This is a genomic window from Maribacter sp. 4U21 (genome assembly GCF_002742365.1).
Taxonomy (GTDB): domain Bacteria; phylum Bacteroidota; class Bacteroidia; order Flavobacteriales; family Flavobacteriaceae; genus Maribacter.
The window spans coordinates 41,453-67,258 of sequence record NZ_MDGN01000055.1 but is presented as its reverse complement, the minus strand read 5'-3'; the positions used below and the strand labels follow the sequence as shown (position 1 = coordinate 67,258).

The 25,806-nt window shown below is 38.7% G+C and carries 18 protein-coding genes; 3 read left to right on the top strand and 15 right to left on the bottom strand.

All coding sequences use genetic code 11. From position 1 onward, the window contains the following. Positions 1–93: 93 nt before the first annotated feature. Entirely contained in the window at positions 94–1,143 is a 1,050-nt protein-coding gene (locus BFP77_RS12035; RefSeq protein WP_257212957.1) for an endonuclease/exonuclease/phosphatase family protein, read from the top strand. A 107-nt stretch (positions 1,144–1,250) separates the two neighbouring features. On the opposite strand, the gene BFP77_RS12030 is transcribed toward BFP77_RS12035, so the two are convergent. The 8 genes from BFP77_RS12030 to uvrC form a co-directional block, all read right to left on the bottom strand. Further along, positions 1,251–1,682, bottom strand: a complete 432-nt coding sequence (locus BFP77_RS12030; protein WP_099574277.1) for a hypothetical protein — start codon at positions 1,680–1,682, stop codon at positions 1,251–1,253. 92 nt (positions 1,683–1,774) lie between these two features. Then, positions 1,775–5,017 carry a TonB-dependent receptor gene (locus BFP77_RS12025; protein WP_099574276.1) on the bottom strand — a complete coding sequence of 1,081 codons (3,243 nt, stop codon included), beginning with the start codon at positions 5,015–5,017 and terminating at the stop codon, positions 1,775–1,777. A 169-nt stretch (positions 5,018–5,186) separates the two neighbouring features. Continuing rightward, entirely contained in the window at positions 5,187–6,824 is a 1,638-nt protein-coding gene (gene pgi, locus BFP77_RS12020; protein ID WP_099574275.1) for a glucose-6-phosphate isomerase, read from the bottom strand. Further along, positions 6,811–8,103 carry a peptidoglycan DD-metalloendopeptidase family protein gene (locus BFP77_RS12015; RefSeq protein ID WP_099574274.1) on the bottom strand — a complete coding sequence of 431 codons (1,293 nt, stop codon included), beginning with the start codon at positions 8,101–8,103 and terminating at the stop codon, positions 6,811–6,813. Before BFP77_RS12015 ends, pgi begins: the two co-directional genes overlap by 14 nt. Before the next feature lie 2 nt (positions 8,104–8,105). Further along, positions 8,106–9,074 carry a tryptophan 2,3-dioxygenase family protein gene (locus BFP77_RS12010; protein ID WP_099574273.1) on the bottom strand — a complete coding sequence of 323 codons (969 nt, stop codon included), beginning with the start codon at positions 9,072–9,074 and terminating at the stop codon, positions 8,106–8,108. A 7-nt stretch (positions 9,075–9,081) separates the two neighbouring features. Then, complete coding sequence (locus tag BFP77_RS12005; RefSeq protein ID WP_099574272.1) at positions 9,082–9,861, bottom strand: DUF3108 domain-containing protein; 780 nt, start codon at positions 9,859–9,861, stop codon at positions 9,082–9,084. A 334-nt stretch (positions 9,862–10,195) separates the two neighbouring features. Beyond that, the gene (locus BFP77_RS12000; protein WP_373604833.1) at positions 10,196–12,502 is read right to left on the bottom strand and encodes a patatin-like phospholipase family protein; all 2,307 of its coding nucleotides are present in this window, start codon (positions 12,500–12,502) and stop codon (positions 10,196–10,198) included. Then, a complete protein-coding gene (uvrC, locus tag BFP77_RS11995) occupies positions 12,486–14,273 on the bottom strand; it encodes an excinuclease ABC subunit UvrC (protein WP_099574271.1) in 1,788 nt (595 codons plus the stop codon). Before uvrC ends, BFP77_RS12000 begins: the two co-directional genes overlap by 17 nt. 507 nt (positions 14,274–14,780) lie before the next feature. Here uvrC and BFP77_RS11990 point away from each other — a divergent pair. Further along, a complete protein-coding gene (locus BFP77_RS11990) occupies positions 14,781–15,350 on the top strand; it encodes a 5-formyltetrahydrofolate cyclo-ligase (protein WP_099574270.1) in 570 nt (189 codons plus the stop codon). Here the strand turns inward: BFP77_RS11990 and BFP77_RS11985 are convergent. The 4 genes from BFP77_RS11985 to ileS form a co-directional block, all read right to left on the bottom strand. Continuing rightward, positions 15,329–16,009 (bottom strand): lipoprotein signal peptidase, encoded by a 681-nt coding sequence (locus BFP77_RS11985; RefSeq protein WP_099574269.1) that lies wholly within the window; start codon positions 16,007–16,009, stop codon positions 15,329–15,331. The two genes, BFP77_RS11990 and BFP77_RS11985, sit on opposite strands and share 22 nt — an antisense overlap. 32 nt (positions 16,010–16,041) lie before the next feature. After that, entirely contained in the window at positions 16,042–16,599 is a 558-nt protein-coding gene (locus BFP77_RS11980; protein WP_143751901.1) for a hypothetical protein, read from the bottom strand. A gap of 105 nt (positions 16,600–16,704) precedes the next feature. Next, a complete protein-coding gene (locus tag BFP77_RS11975; protein ID WP_099574267.1) occupies positions 16,705–17,088 on the bottom strand; it encodes a TraR/DksA family transcriptional regulator in 384 nt (127 codons plus the stop codon). Between the two features lie 3 nt (positions 17,089–17,091). Then, complete coding sequence (gene ileS / locus BFP77_RS11970; RefSeq protein WP_099574266.1) at positions 17,092–20,490, bottom strand: isoleucine--tRNA ligase; 3,399 nt, start codon at positions 20,488–20,490, stop codon at positions 17,092–17,094. Between the two features lie 214 nt (positions 20,491–20,704). On the opposite strand from ileS, the gene BFP77_RS11965 reads away from it, so the two are divergent. Then, positions 20,705–21,094 (top strand): DUF4175 domain-containing protein, encoded by a 390-nt coding sequence (locus BFP77_RS11965; protein ID WP_143751900.1) that lies wholly within the window; start codon positions 20,705–20,707, stop codon positions 21,092–21,094. A gap of 53 nt (positions 21,095–21,147) precedes the next feature. Here the strand turns inward: BFP77_RS11965 and BFP77_RS11960 are convergent, their stop codons facing one another. The 3 genes from BFP77_RS11960 to gdhA form a co-directional block, all read right to left on the bottom strand. Beyond that, positions 21,148–23,559 (bottom strand): TonB-dependent receptor, encoded by a 2,412-nt coding sequence (locus BFP77_RS11960; RefSeq protein WP_257212956.1) that lies wholly within the window; start codon positions 23,557–23,559, stop codon positions 21,148–21,150. Position 23,560: 1 nt separating this feature from the next. Next, the gene (recO, locus tag BFP77_RS11955; RefSeq protein WP_099574263.1) at positions 23,561–24,280 is read right to left on the bottom strand and encodes a DNA repair protein RecO; all 720 of its coding nucleotides are present in this window, start codon (positions 24,278–24,280) and stop codon (positions 23,561–23,563) included. Between the two features lie 135 nt (positions 24,281–24,415). Continuing rightward, a complete protein-coding gene (gene gdhA, locus BFP77_RS11950; RefSeq protein ID WP_099574262.1) occupies positions 24,416–25,759 on the bottom strand; it encodes an NADP-specific glutamate dehydrogenase in 1,344 nt (447 codons plus the stop codon). Between the last annotated feature and the right edge of the window lie 47 nt (positions 25,760–25,806).

The following is a 25,806-nucleotide window of genomic DNA, read 5'->3' as shown; positions in this document are numbered from 1 at the left end:
GTTAGTGAATAGTGTTAATAGTTTTGCAATATATTTATATAAAAGAATAGTAGTGAGAAAATTCGTTATTATTTGTGTTATTTTCGTTATAGGATGAAGTTAATTAGACCTTTAGTATTGTATCTAGCCATATTTGCAACCAATTTTGGTTACTGCCAGACTGAAAAGAGATACGAAATAAGGACGATTGCCTTTTATAATCTTGAAAACCTTTTTGACACCAAAAATGACACTTTGATCTTTGATGACGACAGGACTCCTAATGGAAAAGACAAGTGGACAGCCCAGCGTTACGAACAAAAATTAGAGCATCTGTCAAAGGTTATTTCTGAGATTGGGTCCAAAATTAATCAGAGTTCTCCAGATATAATTGGCGTATGTGAAGTAGAGAACAGACAAGTTTTATCGGACTTGATCAATCAACCTTTGCTTAGGAACAGTAACTATGGTATCGTGCATTTTGATTCTCCCGATGAAAGAGGAATAGACGTGGCACTGCTATACAAAAAAGACGTTTTTCTTCCTATAAACACCAACAGCCACAGGTTACTTTTATTTAATGACCTTGAGGAAAGGGATTACACCCGGGACCAACTAGTGGTAGAAGGTCTTTTGGGCGAAGAAAAAATACACCTTATTGTTAATCATTGGCCTTCTAGAAGTGGTGGAGAACTTCGTAGTAGACCTTACCGATTGGACGCAGCGCAACTAAACAAGAGAATTATTGATTCTCTAAGACGGCAGACAGTTAATCCAAAAATTATTGGTATGGGCGATTTTAACGATGACCCTGTAGACCCAAGTTTTAAAAAAATACTCAAGGTAAAAGGAAAAAATAAAAAACTGGATTCCCTTGATCTTTACGGCCCTATGGAAAGGATGTTCAGAAAAGGAATGGGCTCCTTGGCGTATAGGGATAAATGGAACATCTTTGATCAAATTTATATGACAGCCAATTTGACCACTACCACCAAGACTGGCTATAGTTTTTGGAAAGCAGCTATTTTTACTCCTTCCTATTTAATTGATGATAAAGGAAAATATAAGGGCTATCCTTTGCGCACCTACGCGGGAGGAAGCTATATTGGCGGGTATAGTGACCATTTTCCGGTTTATATGTATCTTATAAAAAGTGTGGACTAAAGCTCTAAGAGTCCAACAATCTAAACGTCTTTATTATAATACGTGTTCTTTTAACGCCGAACACTTTGCATTACGCCACTTCAATTTTTGTAGCTGATATATTAAAACTATTGATTCCATGGTATTCTACTAAGGATAAGCAAAAGCCCTATTCCATAAAAAATAGCAATACTTTTAAACTTTTTATCTCCCTCCACAAACTTCTTATGCCTAGACCAGCCTATCGTAATGGCCACAATAGCCAAAATATTTACTGTTGGATGTTCTACAGCTAAAAGCCGAGCTGCTGAGGTCAATCCTCCCATACCAAACTCCTGAATGGCACTAAAACCGTTTGGAGAAATAAAGTATAGTATAAGCCCTATTAATAACTGAATATGACAAAGAATAAGAGCGAAAAGACTAAGTCTCAAATCTTTATTCATATTAAAAATTCTTTTCCCTACTCTGCCGGTAATAGCATTAGCCACTGCAAAAAGCAAAACGGCCAGTGCTACATAGGCCAAATATGAATGGAGTATTTGAATGGTTTCGTACATCTTGTAATTATTTTGATTCTAAATGTACTGAATTTTGGGCATAAAAAAAGACCCTACATTGCTGTAAGGTCTCCCTTTTTATTTTATTAGTTCTAGTTAAAAATATATCTAAGACCTAATTGTGCTTGCCATCTTGAAGATTGTAATCCAAAATCATCAATTTGCTCAAGATTTGGCGTGCCATCAGGATTAACATCTCCATCGTTAATCGTAAAAACTGGAGTGCTACCTGTAGATACAGTCTGTAAAGGACTTACATTACGAGCTATAAACTTACGCTGACCCCAATCTTTATTTAGTAGGTTGGTGAAATTGAAAACATCTGCTGATATTTGAAAGGTGTGTTTCTTATCCCCAAAATTCAGAGAGAAATCTTGAAGTAGTTTTAAATCCACCACATGACTCCACGGTCCTCTAGAAGCATTACGCTCTGCATATCTTCCTCTATTTTCTCTTAAATAATCTAGACTATTTATAAAGGTTTCCAAACGTGCATACTGTGCTGCTTGTTCTGCCGCATCACCAGAAAATAATATCTCTGATGCATTTGCAGGTATATACATTAGGGCATTATCCCTTGAGTCATCGTTCAATAAATCACGCCCTTCCCTGTATACAAAACTATAGGGACCACTTTGAACACCCTCGTAGAACAGACCAAATGTTGTTTTTACATTATTGTTCCAAGCTAACTCATAAGACACGTTTGCCGATACTCTATTTCCCAAGGCAAAGTCTGACCTTGAAACTGGTATTCTAGAGTTCTTCCCGTTAACCGTTTGGATATTTCTCCATTGTGAACTGTTCTGAGAAGATGTACCATCAAAAACTTTATTAGATTCTCCGTAAGTATAGGAAACCATACCAGAGAACCCGTTTTCAAATGGTTTTCTAAGGCTAAACGTTAAGTTTGTTGCATCACCTCCACCTGTATTAGAAGCCAATATTATACGACCGTAGGTATCATCCAACTCTGCTCGTCTATCATAAAATGGTCTTGTATCAGCACCCTCATAGTTTCCTACAGGTCCACCTAGATTCAAATTTTCGTAATAGATGTCCGTGATAACGTCTGTATACAAGAAATCAACAGACCCGATTAAATTCCATAATGGAAGCTTTTGATCAATAGCAACGTTGTATTTAACTACTTGTGGTAATTTAAAATCTCCTGCAATTAAGTCTATATTCCCTCCTACGTCACCAGAACCCGGAGCAGGATCTTCAAATTGATTATTGATATCAGCTACAAAAGGTTGACCGAATTCAAAGTTAAATCCGCCTGTTATACCATTATTGTTATAAGTTCCTCCGGGCCATACCAAAGGTAATCTTGATGTAAACACACCAATTCCACCGCGAACCTGCGTAGTTCTGTCTCCGTTGACATCCCAATTAAAACCAAGTCTTGGTGCGAAGTGTGCAATACCCTGAACACCTTGACCCACTCTAGCTCCTTGCAAATCCTTGCCAGCAGCTTCCAATAAAGGAATTGTTCTATTGTTGAAGTCATCATTGACAGCACCATCTCTCCAATAAGGAATATCGATACGCGCACCTAAAGTTGCCTTAAAATTATCTGTTACCTGAATATCGTCTTGAATATAGAAACCTGCTTGGAAGGTTTTAAAATCTGCAGATCCAGCAGACTCATCGCCTACTGTACCATCACCTACCAAGGAATAACCATGTTGGTAGACATCTGCATCTTGTCCTGTAAGGAATTGATTCAGCCCCGTAGATATTAAATCTCCATCATCATTAAATTGATCTTCAAACGTGTAATCTCCATAGTTAAATGCGAAAAACAAGTTCTTTATGTTCGCAAATTCTAGGTTAGCACCTAAAGTCAATGTGTGCTTTCCGGCATATATTTCAAAGTTATTGGTAATGGTAGTCAAGTCCGTATTCAACAAGTTCGCTGTTGAAAACGGTTCCGATCCAAACTCAATATTACCACCACCATCTTGTATGCCTACTGTAGGAAAAGGAGTGCCTAGTGGATCTCTATCATCTCTAACAGAGGTATGGGTAAGTATAAGATTGTTCGAATATTTGTTTCCAAAAGTTGAGTTTAATTCTAACGCCGTAGAATTCGTTGTTGTAACAAATGATTCAGAACCATTAAGGAAACCGATGAATCTGTTCCCTGAGCTTCTTGCTTCCAAATTATCTCCTTGAACATAACCATGTCTCAAGGATAACTTGTGATTTTCGTTAATGTTCCAGTCCAATTTCGCGGTGATCTTGTTACTTTCTAATGTTCTGGTGTTATTATCAAAAATACCTGGGTCATACCCATATGTAGTTTGCAAGAAATTACTTAAACCATCTATATCAGCTTGAGAAGCCCGTCCAGTATAATTGCTAAAATTAAAAGGTTGCGGAGTCTCGTCGTCTTGACGTTCGTAATTAAAAAATAAGAATAATTTATCCTTAACCAAAGGACCACCTACTCTCATACCGTAGGTAAGAGCACTAAATTCATCAACCTTTGTTCTTTCTTCCCCGTCACCAACTAATGAGGGAGGCGTTTTACCTACTAAACTTTCATTCCTTACAAAACCATAAACCGAACCTTCCCAGTCATTCGTACCTGAACGCGTAATAGCGTTTATAGAACCTCCAGAAAAACCAGATTGTCTAACATCAAAAGGTGCAATATTCACTTGGAAAGATGCAATAGCATCAACAGAGAATGGATTTACTCCAGTCTGACCCCCGTTAGTTCCCGAACCAGCTAAACCGAATACATCATTGTTGGCAGCGCCATCAATATAGACAGCATTATACCTGTTGTTCTGACCGGCCAATGAAATAGAAAAACCATCATTCCCCTCAGTAATTTGTGCTTGTGGTGTAATACGAACAAAATCCGCAATTGACCGAGAAGCGGCAGGCAGCGTGTTAATGTCTCTTTGAGATACATTAGTAGAAGAACCTGTCCGATTAGAGCTGAAACCGTCATTTACGGCGGTGACAACGACTTCGTCCAAAGCGGTTGCGGATTCTGCCAGACTTATGTTTATCCTTTCGGTCTGGCCCAAATTCAAATAGACGTTCTCACGAACAAAATCATTAAATCCTACATAGGATACGGTAACTTTATAAGGGCCACCAACACGCATGTTGGGTATCCTGAAGTAACCATCAAAATCAGAAATTGCGCCGTAAGTTGATCCCGAAGGAACATGAACAGCAACTACATTTGCTCCTAAAAGTGGTTCCTCAGAAGCATCGGTAACCTTACCACCCATCGAAGATGTGGTAACTCCTTGTGAGAATGCAGATGCCGCAATCAAGAGCGCGACAAATGCCAAATACATTTTTTTCATTTCTAGTGTGTGTTAGTTTTTAACTTGCTGCAAAAGTCCTATATTTTTGAACTTCTAACGTTAAGGGAACGTTAAATCAGCCTCCTTAAATTTAAGTTAAAAATGTTACAACAAATACTGTAAATGAATAAGTTATGAAGTGTTATTAAAAAAATAACGAACAGGCAGTTTAACTCTTAAAATATTGAAGAAGTCGTAACGTAGAGCTATCATGTTTTGATATTTCCGAACCTTCTATATCTTTAAGTATCGTTCCTGCCAACTGCTTGCCCAATTCTACTCCCCATTGATCATAACTAAATATATTCCATAGTACCCCTTGTACGAAAATCTTATGTTCGTACAGGGCAATTAAACTACCAAGACTTTTAGGGGTAAGTTGATCTATTAATAGCGTATTGGTGGGATTGTTACCCTTGAATACTTTAAAGGGCGCTAGTTTTTCTATATCCGTTGCGGACATGTTCTTCTCCTCTAACTCCTGCACTACCTCTTCTTTTGTCTTACCGTTCATGAGTGCTTCTGTCTGGGCAAAGAAATTGGCCATGAGCTTATTGTGATGATCGACATTTCCGTGAAGCGAATGCTTAAACCCGATAAAATCCGTTGGGATTAATTTGGTCCCTTGATGGATAAGCTGAAAAAAGGCGTGTTGTGAATTGGTCCCAGGCTCGCCCCATATGATCGTACCCGTCTCATAGGATACCGATTCCCCGTTTCTGTCTACACTCTTACCGTTACTCTCCATAATGCCCTGCTGTAAATAAGCAGAAAATCTACTCAAGTACTGTGTATAAGGGATGATAGCTTCAGTCTCCGCGCTATAGAAATTGTTATACCATACACTTATTAGCGCCATGACCATGGGTATATTTTCAGAAAACTCGGCTTCCTTAAAGTGTGTATCCATTTCATTGGCTCCCTGTAACATTTTATCAAACGATTCAAATCCTACGGCTAATGAAATAGAAAGCCCCACGGCGCTCCATAGCGAAAATCTACCGCCGACCCAATCCCACATAGGGAAGACGTTCTCGCTAGAAATTCCAAAATCGGCTATTTTCTCCGTATTCGTTGATACCGCCGCGAAATGCTTGGCAATATCCTTTTGTTCGGCATATTGCAAAAACCACTTTTTAATCGTAGTGGCGTTGCTTAGGGTTTCTTGTGTGGTAAAAGTCTTGGAAACAACAACGAATAAAGTAGTCTCAGGATTCAGTTTCTTTAAAACTTCTTGCGCGTGGTCACCATCAACATTGCTTACAAAATGAAGGTCTAAATGGTTTTTATAGAATTTTAAAGCTTCTACGACCATCGCCGGCCCTAAGTCAGAACCACCGATACCAATGTTCACTACATCAGTAAAAGCTTTTCCGGTATATCCATTTCTCTCGCCATTGATAATTGCATCACTAAAAGTCTTCATTTGCTTTTTTACCGCATAGACCTCTTGTACTACATTTTCCCCGTCCAATATAACCTCATCACCTGCTCTTGCCCTTAGCGCGGTATGTAGCACGGCCCTACCTTCGGTCTCATTAATTGTATCTCCCGAGAAGTACTTCTGAATGGACTCTTTCAAATCTATTTCTTTGGCCAATTCCAAGAGCAGTTTTAAGGTCTGCTGATCAATTCTATTCTTTGAAAAGTCCAGTAAAAAATCATTCCATTTGATGCTCAAGTTATCCGCTCTGTCATCTTCTAAAGCAAAGAGTTCTTTTAGATGTGTGTTTTTTATAGCGGAATGATGTTCTTTTAATTTTTTCCAGCTATTGGTCGTGGTAGGGTTTATGCTATTTAGTGACATTTTCTTCGTTAAGTGTTAGTAAATCTTCCTCTTCAGGTTCAGGTTCTGGATATACAATACAATCCAACTGATCCTTAATTGGCGCTATATAAGTAAAGTAATCAGGTCTCAAAGGTTCGGCCAAGGGTTCGGCCAAGGGTAATTTTTCTCTTAGGGGATCTACTTGTCTCCCATTTTTCCAAAAACGATAACATACATGGGGACCACCAGTATTGCCGGTCATTCCAATCCACCCTATGACATCTCCCTGACGTACAAACTCTCCTTTTTTTACTTTTTGTGCCTTCATATGCAAGTATTGTGTGGAGTAGGTGCCGTTATGCCTAATTTTGACATACTTCCCGTTTCCACCCCTACGCGTAGACTCTGTGACCGTGCCATCTGCAGTGGCCAAAATAGGGGTTCCTATAGGTGCGGCATAGTCGGTACCCTTATGTGGACGCAGTTTATACCCATAATACCGTATTCGCCTTTTTAGGTTATACCTAGATGATATTCTGCTGAATTTAACCGGAGCCCTTAAAAATGTTCTTCTTAAATTGTTAGCCTCCTCATCAAAATAATCTACAATACTTTTTAAGGAATCATTCTCATAGGCAAAGGCATAAATTGGTCGCCCGTTATGTTCAAAATAGGCAGACTCTATTGGTTCTGCTCCTGCGTAAATGGAATCATTAATATATTTCTCCTTGTAAATGACCTTAAACTTATCTCCCTTTTGTAGCCTGAAGAAATCAATGGTCCAAGCATATATTTCCGATAAATTATTGGTTACGTTGTAATCTATGCCTTGGTCCAATATAGCTTCGGACAAAGAAGTCTTTATGATTCCGGAAGCTTCACGTTCTACATATTTTACCTTCTTCTTATTTCTATAGGCCAGCACACTGTCCCTTAGGTCAACAACGGTATAATTTATGGGATCGTTCTCATAGATAAAGACTTGAGCTTTTTCCACGGTATCCTTGGATTTCAGAATTAGATAGGGTTTCCCTACTCTTATTTTACGCACGTCAAAAGTATCCCTATACTCTTCGGTTATCTTTACAATTTTAGGGTAGTCCACCTTGTTTTTCAGCATTAACTCTCCAAAACTATCGCCATACTTAATAGTGTCTTGCTGAACGGTAAAGTCTTCTAAATTAAAACCGAAATGGGTTATTACAGGGTCTTCTACAGGACTGATTTTTAAGGCCTCATAATCAACTTTCACCTCTTTATCTTCCTTACACGAAAACACCACTGTTAATGCCAATATTATGCCCCAATATTTTTGCATTCCTAATTACTTATTTTATCAGGGTTAAAAATATGGTCTACCCATTGCTTACCCCATTCATTCAACTCTTGTTCTGTATAAATCTTCGGAAAAAAAACTATTTTCTGAAAACTAGGGGGAAGATAATTTTTCCAGTTAGTACCCCCTGTAGCATCTAGATTTCCCGATTCTTTCCCTAAATACCGATGTGCAGAACCCATATGCATCAAAGGCCAGTTAACATTTGCATTTACATCCAGACTCTTTAAAGCTTCTAACAATTCCGTATTTTCCCGATGCTCTTTTGAAAGCGACAGGTATTTGTTGTAAATGGTGCTATCCTTAACTTGTTTGGAAATTCGGATAAGACGTGGCGTGTATCTATATTCAAACTGTTTTAACGTAAGCGTCTTTTCACCTGTTGCAATATCTGTAGCTCCCTTTTTCCAATAGATATTCTCATAAAGTTCCTCAATAGAATTTTTAGACGAGAAATCTCCTCTTTTTGTATGATGGACTAAATTTTCCAAAGGCGTTGCATAGAGCTCTATCATCCTATACTGAGCGGATTGGAAACCACTGGCCGGGAGCAAAGCCATTCTGTATTGTAGAAATTGTTCGCGCTCCATTCCCTTTATCATAATACCAAAGGAGGAGATCAAAGCGGTATAATAGCTGTTTATCCGTCTTACCTTTTCAAGAACAAAATCTATCCGCTGGGATTTATCGTCAACAAGTTGTTTTTGCTCGTGTAAGATGAGCTTAAAGTAAAGCTCCGTAATCTGATGGTACATGATGAAGATTTCCTCATCGGGAAAGTGTGTTCTGGGAGCCTGGAGACTAAGTAGCGTATCTAAGTGAATATAGTCCCAATACGTAAGATAGCGTTGGTATAATAAGCCGTCTAGATAGGAGCTGAGATCTTGGCCTGAATCTTTATATTTTTCTTCAAGTTTTAAGATTTGAGATTGAATCTTCTCCTTTTCCTCCATTATTAAACTAATCCATTACTATCTTAAATTGATGTTTTAGACCATTATATCCATCTAAATCTGCTTTTATGGCTCCAACGGCCAAATCTGCCTTTATCCTAATTGGTATCCTATTGTCATCATTGGAAACCCAAAGCGATAAACTTTCCTGTTCCTTAAAGACTCTCCCGGATTGCACTAATGGTCTAAACTTAAGGCATTCTACTTTACCATACTTGGTGCGGACAATTTCTTTTCCTAAATACTTTAGCTTAAAATTGAAAATACCGTCATCATCATAGAGCATTTTTAAATCTATGGTTTCCCCTTTGGTCAAATCCTTAGGAGAATAATTGTTCCTAAGAAAATAGAAAGCAGAAATTAAATCTTGAATGCTGTCCTGTAAAGCAAAATTAAACTTTTTCTTGTTCTTCTTATCATTTAGTACAGCTTTGTCCTTCTCATGGTCAAAATTTATCTCTACATCTTTAGTATAACCCCCTTCATTTATTTTTCTGATGAATCTGTAGGGTTTACCATCGTGCTTATCAAAATAGCTTTCGTAGGTATCGTCTACCTTAAAAAACCAGCTGGCAACGCCGGTAGTTTCGCCATGACCCACAACATGATACACCGGTATGGAATCTATTTTGGCGTTCTTCACCTGTAATGTCGCGTAACTGGCATTCAAGAATCCATAATGCATTCTAAATTTTAGCCATTCACCGGAATCAAAAGCCGACTGTGTGTTCTGAGCGCTTAAACCATAAAAAGCTACCAAACAAATTATTAGAAAAGTTCTTTTCATAACAAGGGGTTTACAGGTTAAAATTACAAATTGAAATAGTACCTATACTATACTTAACAGTATCTAAAACAAATTTTATTCCAAAGTATTGTACAAAAAAACCCAGTTTTAAAACTGGGCTTTTCCTAAATAACCAACCAAACTTTAAATTATGAAAAACCAATACTTAAAGTTGTAAGGGAACCACCCCTTACGAGAGTAAAATTAATACAACAAACCGGTAGCCACGTAGGTTTTAACGTACTTTAACGCTTACCTTAACAGTAATTCACACTTGGCAGGTTTTATTGGGAAATTGTTAAGATGTTTTTGAGGGCATCTGCAGCTCTTAACTCTAGAACCAATATCCAAGACTGAAGAAGATATTGGAATTATCCCCTTCTGGCGACCAAGAATAAATGATCTGAACCGGGCCTAGGAAAGATTCCCAACCATAACCAACACCATAGCCCGAAAAGTCCGGGCTAGTAAACCATTCTCCTGTTCTGAATATATCATCTTCTACGTTCGCAAAATTTGCAGCGAACAAAAAATGATTTTTCTTGGCAAATTCATAGTCTAACCTTGCATACGCCTTTACAAAACTATTTCCTGGCAGACTTAAAAAGTCGTACCCATAAAAAGGAATAAAATTGTTGATTAGATTAGTGCCAAAACCACCAAGGACAAAATCGAACGAAGTAACACCAGAAGTCCCCAGCTTAAAGCCACCTTCTGTTTCTACATTAAGGGACAGGTTTTTAGCCAAGGGAAAAGCCATTCCCATTCTTGCCTTTGAAACAGAAAAATCTTTAAAATTTTCATTAAAATCCGACGATAACAGATAATAATGAAAGTCCCCGTCAAAAAACAATCCCTTTGTAGGGAAGTATTTATCGTCATAGGTGTCTAATCTCAAATTACCGTAGGTGCTGAAATAGTTGCTTTTTTCAAACATGGCCCGCTCCGAAGAACCTAGTGTAAGTGCGTTCTCTGCAGGTGCGTTAGAGAAGTCCGCTAAAGTTCTAGAACTGTATTTTAAAAATTTATGCTCAATCCCCAATTCAAAAGCAAACTCTTCTTTTAGCACGGTTTGTACATATATCTGATTGGTAAAATCCGTGACATCCAGATTTATAGTGTTAACATTGGTACCTATGGGAACATCAAAATTATTCCTTATGATATTGAAGTCTATTTCTTCTTCAAAATCATTGAATCTAGAATTTATCCCAAAACTCCAATAGCTCCCTTTGTCTATATAATATTCAAAATTATACCTCACATTGTCCCCCAAAATTAAATCAAATGAGACCACATCGTTTTTAAAGGCCAAATCTTTCTTGGTAAAATTAAGAATGGCAGCACTTTTGTATAAATCATCATAATGCGCGCCGATTCTCAGAAAAGTTTTGTTAGGAGATTCTTCAAGTCTTAAAATTAAATCTTCCCCAAGACCATTTGAAACCAATTTGTATCGGTTAGTGCTAAAATTACCTGTGGCGGAAAGATTGCTTATTCCTTGCTGTAATTTCTTAAATGTTACCTTCTCACCTAATTTAAACCTAAGTTTTCCCTTAACATATCCTCTGGTATGATTATCATCTCCGGTAATCATCAATCTATTTATCATGATAGAATCATTTAATCCTATAGCAGTGAACGGTTCTTTATCCTTTATCGAGTTTGAAGCGATTTTCTGCAATTGACTAAACTTTTGAACCGCAGCTGCCTCTCCGCTCTTTATTATTTCATTCGCCTTATTGAACTCTATGACCGAATAATTTTCAATTTGAGGTTTGATGTAAATATCCGTTTTGGCCTTTTTCTCGACCATATCCTCCACAGTTCTGTAATTATTGATCTGTAATAGGATTTCCGTGGCCGAAAGTAGCTCCTCTCTATTGGACAGTCCGTGCTGAACGTCAATACCGATAATTACATCAGCGCCCATTTCTATTACTTTGTCTATAGGATAGTTATTGACAACACCGCCATCTATTAAAACCTTATCGTCTATGGTAGAGGGCTCAAAAAGAGAAGGTAGTGTTCCGCTAGCCATGATTGCCTCTGGCAAATAACCCGAATTCAGAAGCACTTCTTTGCCCGTTTCAATATCAGTTGCCACACACGTAAACGGAATAGGTAACTGCGAAAAATCGTCTGTATCCTTAACATGGTACAGAAGACGTATAAGCTCGTTATAAATATTTTGACCCCCAGAATAAGCGGGAGGTACTGCAACTTTAAAACCATCAAAGGGCAATGTTAATGCGTAACGTTCGGAGTCTTCCTTCTCATAGAACGTTTTCGCATTTCTAGGTAGGTTATCCTGTATAAGACCATAGAAATCGGTATTTCTAAATAAGGAATCTAGTTCTGATGCAGAATATCCCGAGGCATATAAAGCCCCTACTATGGCACCCATGCTAGTACCTCCTATATAATCTATCTGCACGCCAGCTTCTTCAATTACCTTTAAAGCACCAATATGCGCTAGTCCCTTGGCCCCACCTCCACTTAAAACTAAACCAACCTTAATATCTTTTGAGTCATTGGATACCTGGGCGCTTAATGTTGAACCTAAGCAGAACATGGCCAACAGATAGACCATCCTTATCTCTATGACGCCAGTGACTATTTCCTTAATGAAAGGTCTCATAAACAATTTTGGCTTTGGCCGCTCCAATGACTTCCGTTATACTTGGCAATGATGCTTCTTTTATCCTTTTCACGGACTTAAAACTCTTCAGTAACTCTTTTGCCGTTTTTTCTCCTATTCCCTTAATGCCCTCAAGTTCGGAATTTATTGCGGCTTTACTTCTTTTATTTCTGTGAAAAGTAATCCCGAATCTGTGTGCCTCGTTACGCAATTGTTGAATTATTTTTAGGCTTTCAGATTTCTTATCCAAATAAAGCGGTATTGGGTCTTCAGGAAAGTAAATTTCTTCAAGCCTTTTGGCTATTCCAATTATCGCGATTTTACCCCTTAACCCTAAAACATCCAAGCTTTTCAAAGCCGAGGACAACTGCCCCTTTCCACCATCGATAACAATGAGCTGTGGCAAAGGCACTTCTTCCTCTAGTAGTCTTTTATACCTTCTGTAAACCACCTCTTCCATTGAAGCAAAATCATCCGGTCCTGTTACGGTTTTTATATTATAATGTCTATATTCTTTTTTAGATGGTTTCCCATTTCTAAATACCACGCAGGCCGCTACAGGATTACTCCCCTGTATATTACTATTATCAAAACATTCTATATGCCTAGGTTCCGAAGATAACCTTAAGTCTTTCTGCATTTGAGCCATAATTCTATTGGCATGCCGGTCCGGGTCGATAATCTTTATTTGATTAAATCGCTCTTGCCTAAAAAACTTCGCGTTTCGCTCGGAAAGCTCCAATATCCTTTTCTTATCACCCAACTTTGGAAGCGTAATTTTCAAATCCGTATCTAGTGTTACCTTAAAAGGAAGGTAAAGCTCCTTGGACTTGGAATTAAAACGCTGTCTAATCTCAACAATGGCCAATTGTAAAAGTTCTTCGTCTTTCTCGTCCAATTTTTTCTTTATTTCCATCGTATGTGATCGTACGATGGACCCGTGCGAAAGTTGAAGGAAATTCACATAGGCAAACGCATTGTCCGAAATAATGGAGAATACATCCACATTACTGATTTTAGGATTTACAATGGTAGATTTTACCTGATAATTTTCTAAGATATCTATCTTTTCCTTTATCTGCTGGGCCTCCTCAAAATGCATATCCGCAGCCAAAGTTTTCATTTGACCCTTGAAATATTGCAAGGAAGATTTAAAGTTCCCCTTTACAATCTCCCTGATATCGGCAATTTGCCTGTTATACTCCTCCTCTGTCTGAAGGTCTTCGCACGGGCCCTTACAATTTCCTAAATGGTATTCTAGACATACTTTGTACTTCCCCGCCTCTATTTTTTCACGGGAAAGATCATACTTACAGGTTCGTAAGGGATAGACACTCTTTATAAGATCTAATAGTGTGCGAACGGTTTTCATGCTTGTATATGGGCCAAAATATTCAGAACCGTCCTTTATCAATTTCCGGGTCGGAAACAGCCTCGGAAATCTTTCGTTCTTTAAACAGATCCAGGGATAGGACTTGTCATCCTTAAGCAGTACATTATAGCGTGGTCTATACTTCTTTATAAGATTATTTTCCAATAATAACGCATCCGATTCTGTAGGAACTACGATATGTTTAATGGTCTCTATTTTCTTGACCAATACCCTAGTCTTCCCATATTCATGATTTTTGGTAAAATAGGACGATACTCTTTTTTTTAAATTCTTAGCCTTGCCTACGTACAATATGGTACCCTCCAAATCATAAAATTGGTATACTCCCGGACTTGTAGGAAGTGAAGTTAATTGAACATCAATAGGGATTTTAGACATAAATAAAGAGGTAGAATCTAACTGTAGTGAATTTTAGTTCAAATTACTCAGTTTTGGCAAACTGGAAACAAATTTTCTGGCTTTTAACGAAATGTTCAATATCGTTTGTAATCAAGATCAATAGTTTAAATAGACTGTAAACATCCTTTTTTTATTAATTCATAATTTATTCGACTTCTATTGCTAATTATACTTTTTAACCCATATAAAATTACGTTTCACATAAAAAATTGTAAATCAATGTCTTATATTGATAATTTCTCTCGTTAGTTGATTCCTAAGTTAATTTTTTCAAAAAAACTGCTTTTAATCGATAAAAACATGCACTTCAAGGAAAATTCACAATTATTTTACCTACATTTAACGCAGAACAAAACCCCGGTTATATGGAAAGTTATATTATCACTTTAGGAACTTATTTGATTTTAATGTTGTTCTTCAAAGTGTTTTTTGCTGTTGCAGGAAAAGAATAAATAAATAGAGCATGAACATAATCATTTTTCAACCATGTTGAAGAAAGATTTAAGCATAAAATATTCTGAGCTTAGAAAATCGCTTACTCCTGCGCAATTAGCTTCTCAAAGCTTAAGAATTTCCAATAACGCACTTCAACTTCCTATTTGGTCATTTGACTACTACCATATCTTTCTCCCCATACAAGAGAAAATGGAAATCGATACGGTGAACATTATATCCATCTTACAAGGCAAGGACAAGAACATCGTCGTACCTAAAATTAGAGCTAAAACTTACTTAGAACATTATTTATTAACCGACAGTACGCTCTTTGTAACGAATAGTTGGGGAGTGCCCGAACCAGTGGACGGTATCCTTATAGACCCAAAAAAAATAGATGTCGTCTTCTTACCCTTACTTGCTTTTGACGAAATGGGCAACAGATTAGGTTACGGCAAGGGGTTTTACGATCAGTTTTTAAAAGAATGCAGGCCCGACGTACTTAAAATTGGGCTTTCCGTTTTTGAGGCAGAAATTAGTATTGACGATGTGAATAATGATGACGTTCCTTTAAATTTTTGTATTACACCAGAAAAGAATTATACTTTTAAAGCATCCTGAGCATCGCTTGTTTCGGAAGACTCCAAAACAGTCTCATTTTCTTCATCTTCTTTCTTAAAAGCCCTCTTATTAAAAACGAGCAGTATTCCAACACCTGTACTTATGGCCGTATCCGCTATATTAAAAACAGGCTCGAAGAATCTAAAATTCTCTCCCCCAAAGAACGGCACCCATTCAGGCCAAGTAGCATCGACCATTGGGAAATATAACATATCTACCACCTTGCCATAAAAGAGTTGTCCATAGGGTTCACTGGAAAATAAACTGGCCACCTCATTGTAACTATCATTAAAAACGACGCCGTAGAAAACCGAATCCAGAATGTTGCCCAAAGCACCGGCAAAAATCAAGGAAACCGCCACAATCAAGGTTCTAGAAGACTCCTTTTTAATAACATCGTAAAGCCAATAACCTATTCCGAAAATAGCGAACAACCTAAAAATAGTGAGAATCAATTTTCCTATACTATCCGATATGGGAAGTATATCACTCAACTTAGCGCCCCATGCGGCACCCTCGTTTTCAATAAAGAGTATCTTGAACCAATTAAATACATCTACCGATTCCCCTAGAACAAAATGTGTTTTGATATAGATTTTACTCCATTGGTCTATGATAAGAATCAATACTATTAGTAAAACCGATTTTTTAATGTTCATGGCGCATTTTTCAAAGGGCAAAAATAGAAATATTATTCGGTTTTATGTAGTTTGATATTTCCCGTAACCGTATTCAACTCATATTGGTGTGGACCAAAAGGAATAGGGTTATCGCTCACCTTACCATATTTACTTTCCGCCTTTATCCTTGCCGCTCTTTCATGGATTACAATATTACCACTGTGTGTTTTAACCTTAGTATGCTCGCCAATATTCCTAAGTTCACAAGATCCGTCTGAAAGTGTTATGACCAACTCTTTATAATTTCCATCAGCGATTACTCTTGCATGGGTTCCAAAAAGCCTTACGTCTTTAAATTCAGGTATAGAAATATCCAATGATATTGAGACTACTTTATGAGCACTAAGTTTATCGTTGGGATTCTTAAAGCCTGGTGGGAAACCGGCATTTACTGTTAAGGTATTGCCCTTCTCCACTAGTGTTAATTCTAAATCCTTGCTATACTCCCCATCCATTTGGGCTTCAACACTAATTTCCTTAGAAGCTACGGTGCTTAGACTAACTTTAAAACAAGCGTTGGCCGCTATCTGTATATGAGAAATAGTAGTATCTAGTATACTCTTTTCCACGCGCTTTTGAGCAAAACCTGAAAAACAATATGTAACTAAAAAAAATAATTGGAGAACTTTCAAAAGGAATTCAATTAAAAACGCCCTTTAAAAAGGGCGCTCCGTTTATTTTTGCATGTTCTTGGCTTCGATGCTCAGCGTAGCATGCGGAACCAATTTTAGGCGTTCTTTATTAATTAGTTTTCCGGTTACCCTACATATGCCGTAAGTCTTATTCTCTATGCGTAGGATTGCATTCTTTAAATCCCTTATAAACTTCTCCTGCCTTATCGCTAATTGGGTATTTGCCTCCTTACTCATCGTCTCGGAGCCCTCTTCAAAAGCTTTAAATGTAGGCGATGTATCGTCCGTGCCATTATTACCGTCGTTCATATAGGCGCTTTTTAGGAGCTCTAAATGACTTTTCGCTTTCTCTATCTTTTCTTCAATAAGCGATTTGAATTCCGCTAAATCCTTATCCGAGTATCTTACTTTTAAATCTTGTGCCATTTTTTAATGTTTTTCTATAAACAATTTAGTGTTCACCTCATCAAAGGCAATTTCAGTGCCCACCTCTAATTTTTCCTCTAAATCGAGTTCTGCCGTCAGCGTTTCTGTTTTAATGTATTCCATATTGCTGGAAACCGCCTGTTCTACAAAACCGTCCTTTAAAATCTTCACCGCTATTTTATCGGTAACTTCAAAACCAGATTCCTTCCTCAAGTTTTGAATTCTGTTCACTAATTCCCTAGCGATACCTTCTTTTCTAAGATTATCGGTAATGGTAATGTCCAGAGCAACTGTAATTTTACCTGAATTTGCCACTAACCAACCTTCAATATCCTGAGAGCTGATCTCTACATCCTGTAACTGTAAAATACTATTTTTATTTTCTAGTTGAATGGTTAATTCGCCCTGCTGTTCAATTTTTTGGATATCCTCCTGTGTAAAGTTGCTTACCAACTGGGCAACTTGCTTCATGTCCTTCCCGTATTTTGGACCTAAGGTCTTAAAATTAGGTTTAATACGCTTGACCAAAATCCCCGAAGCATCGTCCAAAAGTTCTATTTCCTTAACGTTCACTTCTGATTTTATCAAATCTGAAACGGCAAGAATATCTTTTTTATCGTTTTCATCAAGGACAGGAATCATTATTTTTTGTAACGGCTGTCTTACCTTTATTTTTTCCTTTTGACGTATAGATAGTACAAGGGACGAAATAGTCTGGGCCTTGCTCATCTTGGTTTCCAATCCTTTATCGATTAAACGGCTATCCGCCATCGGAAAATCTGCTAAATGAACGCTCTCCGCATTTTCAGAATTGGTTGCGCCCACTAAATCCCTATACAATTGGTCCATAAAAAATGGAGCCACAGGGGCAGATAGCTTAGAAATCGTCACCAAACAGGTGTAGAGCGTCTGATAAGCGGCAATTTTGTCTTTCTGGTAGTCCCCTTTCCAAAAACGTCTTCTACAGAGGCGAACATACCAATTACTTAGATGCTCTTGAACGAAATCCGATATGGCCCTTGTTGCCTTGGTAGGCTCATAATCGGAATAGGAGGCATCCACTAACTGTATCAACGAGTTCAGTTCCGATAAAATCCAACGGTCTATTTCAGGTCTTTCCGAAACCGGCATGTGCTCCTCGTCATAAGAAAATGCGTCTATATTCGCATACAATGCAAAGAAGGAATACGTATTGTATAAAGTTCCAAAGAACTTACGCTTTACCTCAACGATACCATCCGAATCGAATTTTAAATTATCCCATGGGTTGGCATTACTGATCATATACCAACGGGTGGCGTCCGCACCATGTTCGTCCATAGTCTCAAAAGGATCTACGGCATTACCTAGACGCTTGGACATCTTTTTGCCCTCTTTATCCAATACCAAACCATTGGAAACTACATTTTTATAGGCGACCGAATCAAAAACCATGGTGCCGATAGCGTGAAGCGTATAAAACCAGCCACGAGTTTGGTCTACTCCTTCTGCAATGAAATCTGCCGGAAAGGTTTCACCTTTATCAATCAAATCCTTATTCTCGAAAGGGTAGTGCCATTGCGCATAGGGCATGGAGCCACTATCGAACCACACATCTATCAAATCACTCTCTCGTCGCATGGGTTTTCCCGTGGCCGAGACCAATGTAATCTGATCTACAATATTCTTATGTAAATCTATTTTCTCATAGTTGTCCTCGGACATATCACCAATGATAAAATCCTCAAAAATATCTTTTTCCAATACTCCTGCAGAAATGGCTTTCTCCATTTCAGCCTTTAACTCTGCCACAGAGCCTATCATTAACTGCTCAGAACCATCTTCCGTACGCCATATCGGTAAAGGAATTCCCCAATAACGGGAGCGCGACAGGTTCCAGTCATTTGCATTGGCCAGCCAGTTTCCAAATCTGCCCTCTCCGGTGGCTTTTGGCTTCCAATTTATAGTCTGATTAAGAGCGAACATACGGTTTTTTATATCCGTCACCTTTATAAACCAAGAATCTAAAGGATAGTATAGAATCGGTTTATCGGTTCTCCAACAATTAGGATAACTGTGCACGTATTTTTCTACCTTAAAGGCTTTGTTCTCTTCCTTTAGTTTGATGGCAATTTCAACATCAATAGAACGCTCCGGTGCCTCACCATCCTCGTAGTATTCGTTTTTAACGTACTTGCCGCCAAATTCCTTTAATTCTGGTCTAAACTTACCTCGCAAATCCACTAAGGGTACCGTGTTCCCATTCTCATCCAATACCAATAAAGGTGGAATTTCAGGGACCGCTTGTTTCGCAACTAAAGCATCATCTGCACCAAAGGTAGGGGCCGTATGTACAATACCGGTACCATCCTCAGTGGTTACGAAATCCCCGGCGATGACACGAAAAGCGTTTTCGGCATTCTCATAAGGCAATACATAATCTATAAGTTGCTCATATCTGATTTCCAATAAATCTTTTCCTGTAAATTCCTTGACTATATAAAACGGAATTTTTTTGTCTCCTGACTTGTATTCCAAGAGTTGCGGCTTTTCTTTAACCTCGTAGAACTTACCCGAAAACTGCTTGTTCACCAAATTTTTTGCCAGTATCACATTTATAGGCTCAAAAGTATACTGATTGTACGTTTCAACTAAAACGTAATCAATCTTTGCTCCTACGGTCAAGGCCGTATTAGAGGGAAGCGTCCACGGTGTCGTAGTCCATGCTAAGAAATAAATATCCCCTTCGTTCTGTAAAAAATCCGGCAGCGTCTCCTCAACGGCTTTGAACTGGGCTGTTACCGTAGTATCAGTTACATCTTGATACGTGCCTGGCTGATTGAGCTCATGAGAACTAAGCCCGGTACCAGCCTTTGGCGAATAGGGTTGTATGGTATACCCTTTATATATTAGACCTTTATCGTAAATCTGTTTTAGCAACCACCATACCGATTCCATGTATTTGGACTTGTAGGTAATATAAGGGTCTTCCATATCTACCCAATAACCTACTTTTTCGGTCATGCTATTCCAAACATCGGTATAGCGCATCACGGCTTTTTTACAGGCAGCATTGTATTCTTCTACGGATATTTTAGTGCCTATATCTTCTTTGGTAATGCCCAATTCCTTTTCAACACCCAACTCAATGGGCAATCCATGGGTATCCCAGCCAGCCTTCCGCTTTACCTGAAATCCTTTCATGGTCTTATATCTAGGAAAGATATCTTTGATCGTACGTGCCATGACATGGTGTATTCCGGGCATTCCGTTAGCAGAAGGTGGTCCTTCAAAAAAAACATAGCGTTCTTTTCCTTCTCTAGAGGAAATACTTTTTTCAAAAATATCCTTCTCTTTCCAGTAGCTTAGAACTTCTTCTGCAACCTTTGGTAAATTTAATCCCTTATATTCTTCGAACTTCATACGAAATACTTATGGTACTGGGTTTTAAGGCTGCAAAATTATAAAATTTTGATTTAATGAGGCCCCTATTATCCCAATGAAATCGGCCACATCATGACGATAGCAGAAATAAAAAACATTAAAACGTCCAGAAAGCGATTTTAACCGTATATGTTTGCATAAATAAACACTAAAAATTAACACAATGAAAAAAGCAATTTTAGGTTCAGTATTAATGTTGGCTTTAAGTATCTCTTTCGTTTCTTGTAGAGAAACTGCGGATAAAGCCAAAGAGGCTGCCGAGCAGGCAGGTGAAGCTGTTGAAGAAGCAGGTGAAGATTTAAAAGAGGTCGGTGAAGATGCTATGGATGCTGCTGGTGAAGCAGTAGATAATGCAGTTGATGCAACTGGCGAAGCTTTAGATGGCGCTACAGAAGCTGCTGGTGAAGCTATGGACTCTGCAAAAGAGGCAGGTTCAGAAGCAATGGACAAGGCTAAGGAAGTTGGCAATGACGCCATGGACAAAGCCAAAGAAGTTGGAACAGACGTTGAGAACGCCGCCAAAGATGCTGCGGATAAAACTGCTGCAAAGGCTAAAGAAGTTAAAGACGCGGTTAAAAACTAACTAGCGTTTTAAATAATCAAAAAAAGGCCTGATAGTATCGGGCCTTTTTTCGTTTAGAAATGATACCCTATCCCAAGAATTAAGTTAGTTCCGGGTGCTGCAATCCCCGAAGAGTAGGTTCTATACCTTTGGTTCGTAATATTTTCCAAGTTCAGTGACGCTTTAAATCGACCGCTAAAGTCATATTGCGACCTAAAATTTAATGTGTACCATGATGGGGAATACGGGTTACCATCTTCATCAAGCTTGTAAATAAACTCCTTGGAACGTTCGGACACCGCTAAATCGTCAAAGGGAATTTCCCCATTGTAGTTCAGGAAAAAATCGGCCTTCAACTTTTGATTTTTCCAGATAACATGAAAATCTCCAAATGTGGGTGCTGCATGTCTCGCCGGACTATCCGTGCCGTCCGCTTCCTCTTCAATGCCTTCTGTGATGGTAAGATTTGAAGACAAAGACCATTGTTCCGTTAAGAAGGCATCTAACCCAAACTCAAATCCATATACATACGCTTTAGCCGCGTTCTGTATGGCCTGTACATTGCTTAGCTCTCCCGCATATTGTATTTCAGATAGCCCGTTAAAACTAAAATCCCTCCGGACTAAAGCATCTACCAGATAGGTGTAAAAGGTAGCCCCTTTGAAAACAATCTTATCCTTAAAGTTCTTTCGGATTCCCAGCTCCACATTATAGGCATATTCCGGTTCCAATTCTGGATTGGGGACCACCACGGAACCCGGTTCGGAGTCAAAAATTTTACCTACATCATCTATATTAGGAGCCCTAAAACCCGTAGACCCATTAAATGTCACCTGCAAATCCGCCTTTGGAAACCAGCTAAACCCTAAGCTACCCGTTAAGGCCCCTGTGCTTAGATTGGCGTCCTCAAAAGGAAATTGATAAAAGGTCTGGTCAAAAGCTGCATTTATCCATACGTGACTATATCGCAATCCGGATAGTAAGGTGAAATTGGGCTTTGTTTTATACTCTCCATTCGCGTAGCCCGCCAAACTTTTCCAAGTAGCACCATTTGGATATCTTGAGGGTGCGTTACTGGTTTCACTGGTTTCTATATTTACATCCGTGCCGTTGGAATAGACTTTGTTGAAAATAAATTCGCTGCCATAATACAGGCGAAAATTTCCCATTTTTCGATTTTCAAAATCAATGTTCATGTTAAGGGCATCTACTTTTTCCCTAGTCTTGTTTAAAATGATATCTTGAAAATTTCTGTTGTTCCGGCTTTCTTCAAAATGCTGGTAGGCCGTAGTTATTTTAAGTCCGTCGTAAAACTTACCGTTCCCTTTTCTGTTGATTTGAAGATTACCCATAAACCATTTTTGAGGACCGTAGAACCACTCCGCCGAGCGCAACCCATCTCCATCACTAGAAGGACGTAGTAAGCGATCATACCTGGAATAGCTCGAAGTTTCAGAAAAATACGCCCCTAAATTCAAATCCCAATTCGCATTGGGCTTAAACAAAATCTTCTGCATCAGATTTATTTGATCGTACCCTGTAGAGACTTGTTTTCTAGGATTTGGATTATCTACCAAAGTATCTTCCCCGTTTACCGTTCTTACAAATTGATTTCTTAGATAGGAATCCGGACCGTGAGTCCCCATGACCAAATCCTGAAAGTTGTTATAGGTAATGCTCGTAAGGGCCGCCCATTTTTTCTTTCCCAAACTCACATCGGCATGCATCGTATTTTCATTACTCGCCGATGCAAATCGATAGTTAACGTTCCCAGTGACGAGTAAACTTTCCTTTTGGTGCAACAAGGGCTTTTTGGTATAAAAATTCATAACCCCTCCTATGGCATCACTACCATAAATTACAGAGCCAGGTCCAAAAATAATCTCCGTATTTTTCACCGAAAAAGGATCTATGGATATGACGTTCTGCAGGTTTCCTCCCCTGAAGATGGCATTGTTCATCCGAACCCCATCCACAGAAAGTACAAGTCTATTAGTAGAAAAACCTCTGATCATTGGGCTGCCTCCACCCAACTGACTCTTTTGAACAAATACTTTTCCGCTATTTTGCAGGAGATCGGCAGCCGTTTGAGGGGCCCCAAAAGCAATGGACCTAGCATCTATTGAAACAATTTTATTGGGGATATCCTTTTTTTGTTGTTCCCATTTGGATACGGAAAGTACAACTTCATCTAGCTGCTCCGGTTTCATGATAAGAAAAACCTTGTTTCCCTGATTTTTTATGAGGGATTTTGAAGTTTTACGGAGTTCATAGCTCATATGTTTTAAGCTAATACGGTCTCTTACAGAAAATAATGAAAGGTCAAAATAACCATCAAAACCGGTCAAAGCTATTTTAGATTTATCGGAGTTAAAGACCGCTACGTTAGAAATTGGTTCCTTGGTATCCGCATCTAAAACAATAACCTGTTGGGCCCGTAATGAACATACAAAAAGCAGCAGACCAACGAGAACTATTCTATGCATACTAATTGAAGACTTCATTTAATATCGCAAGAGATTTAGGCTTTCTAAAACCTTGCAAATGTAATTCAAAATAGAGGACAAGGGATTTTAGCAATTCTTGCCGATTTGCCTTTCTCATCTTAACCGAATGTATTGCATCAAAATTTATGCCTAAGAACTCCTTGAAGTAGATTAAATTTTCCCCTTGAATTAATGGATTCAAAGACGGACTGACCATAAACTCCCCTTCTAGTAAATCAAAATAGGACGCCTCTATATTGTTCGTGTCGGGGTAGAATCCTAAATACTTCGTTAATACGATTAAAAAGTACAGATGAAAGTTGGCGATTTCTTCATGTATATCCAACCATTGTAGCGATGCCTCTAAAAAATGGAAAAGCGGGGTGTTTTGTTCTTCCTCATGTATGCTGTTACTCAACATTTCGGCCAGAAATAAGGTCAATGCATTTTTAGCGATATGGGTATGTAGTGTTTGGTAATGGTAGCTTACCTTGGCTTCCCGTATACTTTCCAAGGTGCCCTTGTTGCGGTGGTTAGCTACTAATTCCAATTGCGTCAATGGCTGAAATAGCGCTGCTCGCATTTTTCCTTTTTTAGCCGATAAAATTCCCTTTAGCAGATATGTCTTTAAACCATCGGAAAGGGTAAAGGCCTTTATGATAAGGCTTGTATCCCCATATTTCAAGGAAGTAAGTATTACGGCCTTGGTGGTCACTTGCATCTGCGCTGGTTGGTTTATACAAAGATAACTTGAAAAACTGCGAAATACGAGTCTATCAATAACCAGTTTACCCATAAAAAAACTGTAAGTACCATGTGGCACTTACAGTTCTTTATGCTTCTAATTATAAGTCTTTTATATCACTCCCTGCGCCAACATGGCATCCGCCACTTTAACAAAACCGGCAATGTTAGCTCCTTTTACGTAATTACAGTAGCCATCATCGTCTTTTCCATATTTTACGCAAGAATCGTGAATATCTTCCATAATATCCTTCAACCTTTGGTCTACTTCCTCTCTAGACCAACTGATACGAAGTGAGTTTTGAGACATTTCTAATCCCGAAGTGGCCACACCACCAGCATTGGAAGCCTTACCTGGTGCAAATAGAATTTTACCTTCATGAAATTCGTGAATAGCCTCAGGAGTAGAAGGCATATTCGCACCTTCCGCTACACAAACACAGCCATTCTTCACCAATGCTTTCGCGTCTTCGCCATCCAATTCATTTTGGGTGGCACATGGTAAAGCAATATCACATTTTACGGTCCAAGGGGTTTCTCCCTTATAAAATGTTGCAGCGCTATACTTGTCCGCATATTCAGAGATACGTCCTCTTTTGTTGTTCTTTAAATCCATCACATAGGCCAACTTCTCCTCATCTATACCATCCGTATCATGAATATACCCTTGGGAATCTGATAGGGTCAATATCTTCGCTCCTAAATGCAATGCTTTTTCCGCGGCATACTGCGCCACGTTACCAGAACCGGAAATCACAACATCTTTTCCTTTAAGGTCCATTCCGTTGGTCTGCATCATACTCTGTGCAAAATAGACCGTTCCGTAACCGGTAGCTTCCGGCCGTATTAAGGAACCACCCCATGAGCGACCTTTACCGGTAAGGACACCGGTAAATTCATTACGTATTTTCTTATACATTCCAAAAAGGAACCCTATTTCCCTTGCACCCACTCCAATGTCACCCGCAGGAACATCGGTGTTAGGTCCTATGTGTCTGTTGAGCTCTAACATAAAGGCATGGCAAAAACGCATCACCTCATCATCGGATTTTCCTTTTGGGTCAAAATCAGAGCCTCCCTTGCCACCTCCCATGGGAAGCGTAGTTAAACTATTCTTGAAAACCTGTTCAAAAGCCAAAAACTTCAGTATACTGGCATTTACTGTTGGATGAAAACGAAGACCTCCTTTATAAGGGCCTATAGCGGAGTTCATCTGAATCCGGTACCCTCGGTTTACATGAATCTCACCATCATCATCTACCCAGGCTACCCTGAAAGAAACTAACCTTTCTGGCTCTACCATCCGCAGTAAGATATTCTTACCGTTGTATATTTTGTGTTTTGCGATGTAAGGAATTACCGTTTCCGCTACCTCCTGTACCGCTTGGATAAACTCGGGCTCATGACCATTTCTGGTCTTTACCTCATCCATAAAGGCTTTTATTTTTGCTTCCATAGAATTAAATGATATCAGTTTATATTAGTGAATTCTAAATATATCGA

Bases quoted from the DNA above. Each gene is read 5' to 3' on its own strand.
- BFP77_RS12035 (WP_257212957.1), top strand. From the start codon at position 94: ATGAAGTTAATTAGACCTTTAGTATTGTATCTAGCCATATTTGCAACC.
- BFP77_RS12030 (WP_099574277.1), bottom strand. From the start codon at position 1,682: ATGTACGAAACCATTCAAATACTCCATTCATATTTGGCCTATGTAGCA.
- BFP77_RS12025 (WP_099574276.1), bottom strand. From the start codon at position 5,017: ATGAAAAAAATGTATTTGGCATTTGTCGCGCTCTTGATTGCGGCATCT.
- pgi (WP_099574275.1), bottom strand. From the start codon at position 6,824: ATGTCACTAAATAGCATAAACCCTACCACGACCAATAGCTGGAAAAAA.
- BFP77_RS12015 (WP_099574274.1), bottom strand. From the start codon at position 8,103: ATGCAAAAATATTGGGGCATAATATTGGCATTAACAGTGGTGTTTTCG.
- BFP77_RS12010 (WP_099574273.1), bottom strand. From the start codon at position 9,074: ATGGAGGAAAAGGAGAAGATTCAATCTCAAATCTTAAAACTTGAAGAA.
- BFP77_RS12005 (WP_099574272.1), bottom strand. From the start codon at position 9,861: ATGAAAAGAACTTTTCTAATAATTTGTTTGGTAGCTTTTTATGGTTTA.
- BFP77_RS12000 (WP_373604833.1), bottom strand. From the start codon at position 12,502: ATGAGACCTTTCATTAAGGAAATAGTCACTGGCGTCATAGAGATAAGG.
- uvrC (WP_099574271.1), bottom strand. From the start codon at position 14,273: ATGTCTAAAATCCCTATTGATGTTCAATTAACTTCACTTCCTACAAGT.
- BFP77_RS11990 (WP_099574270.1), top strand. From the start codon at position 14,781: ATGTTGAAGAAAGATTTAAGCATAAAATATTCTGAGCTTAGAAAATCG.
- BFP77_RS11985 (WP_099574269.1), bottom strand. From the start codon at position 16,009: ATGAACATTAAAAAATCGGTTTTACTAATAGTATTGATTCTTATCATA.
- BFP77_RS11975 (WP_099574267.1), bottom strand. From the start codon at position 17,088: ATGGCACAAGATTTAAAAGTAAGATACTCGGATAAGGATTTAGCGGAA.
- ileS (WP_099574266.1), bottom strand. From the start codon at position 20,490: ATGAAGTTCGAAGAATATAAGGGATTAAATTTACCAAAGGTTGCAGAA.
- BFP77_RS11965 (WP_143751900.1), top strand. From the start codon at position 20,705: ATGTTGGCTTTAAGTATCTCTTTCGTTTCTTGTAGAGAAACTGCGGAT.
- BFP77_RS11960 (WP_257212956.1), bottom strand. From the start codon at position 23,559: ATGCATAGAATAGTTCTCGTTGGTCTGCTGCTTTTTGTATGTTCATTA.
- recO (WP_099574263.1), bottom strand. From the start codon at position 24,280: ATGCAAGTGACCACCAAGGCCGTAATACTTACTTCCTTGAAATATGGG.
- gdhA (WP_099574262.1), bottom strand. From the start codon at position 25,759: ATGGAAGCAAAAATAAAAGCCTTTATGGATGAGGTAAAGACCAGAAAT.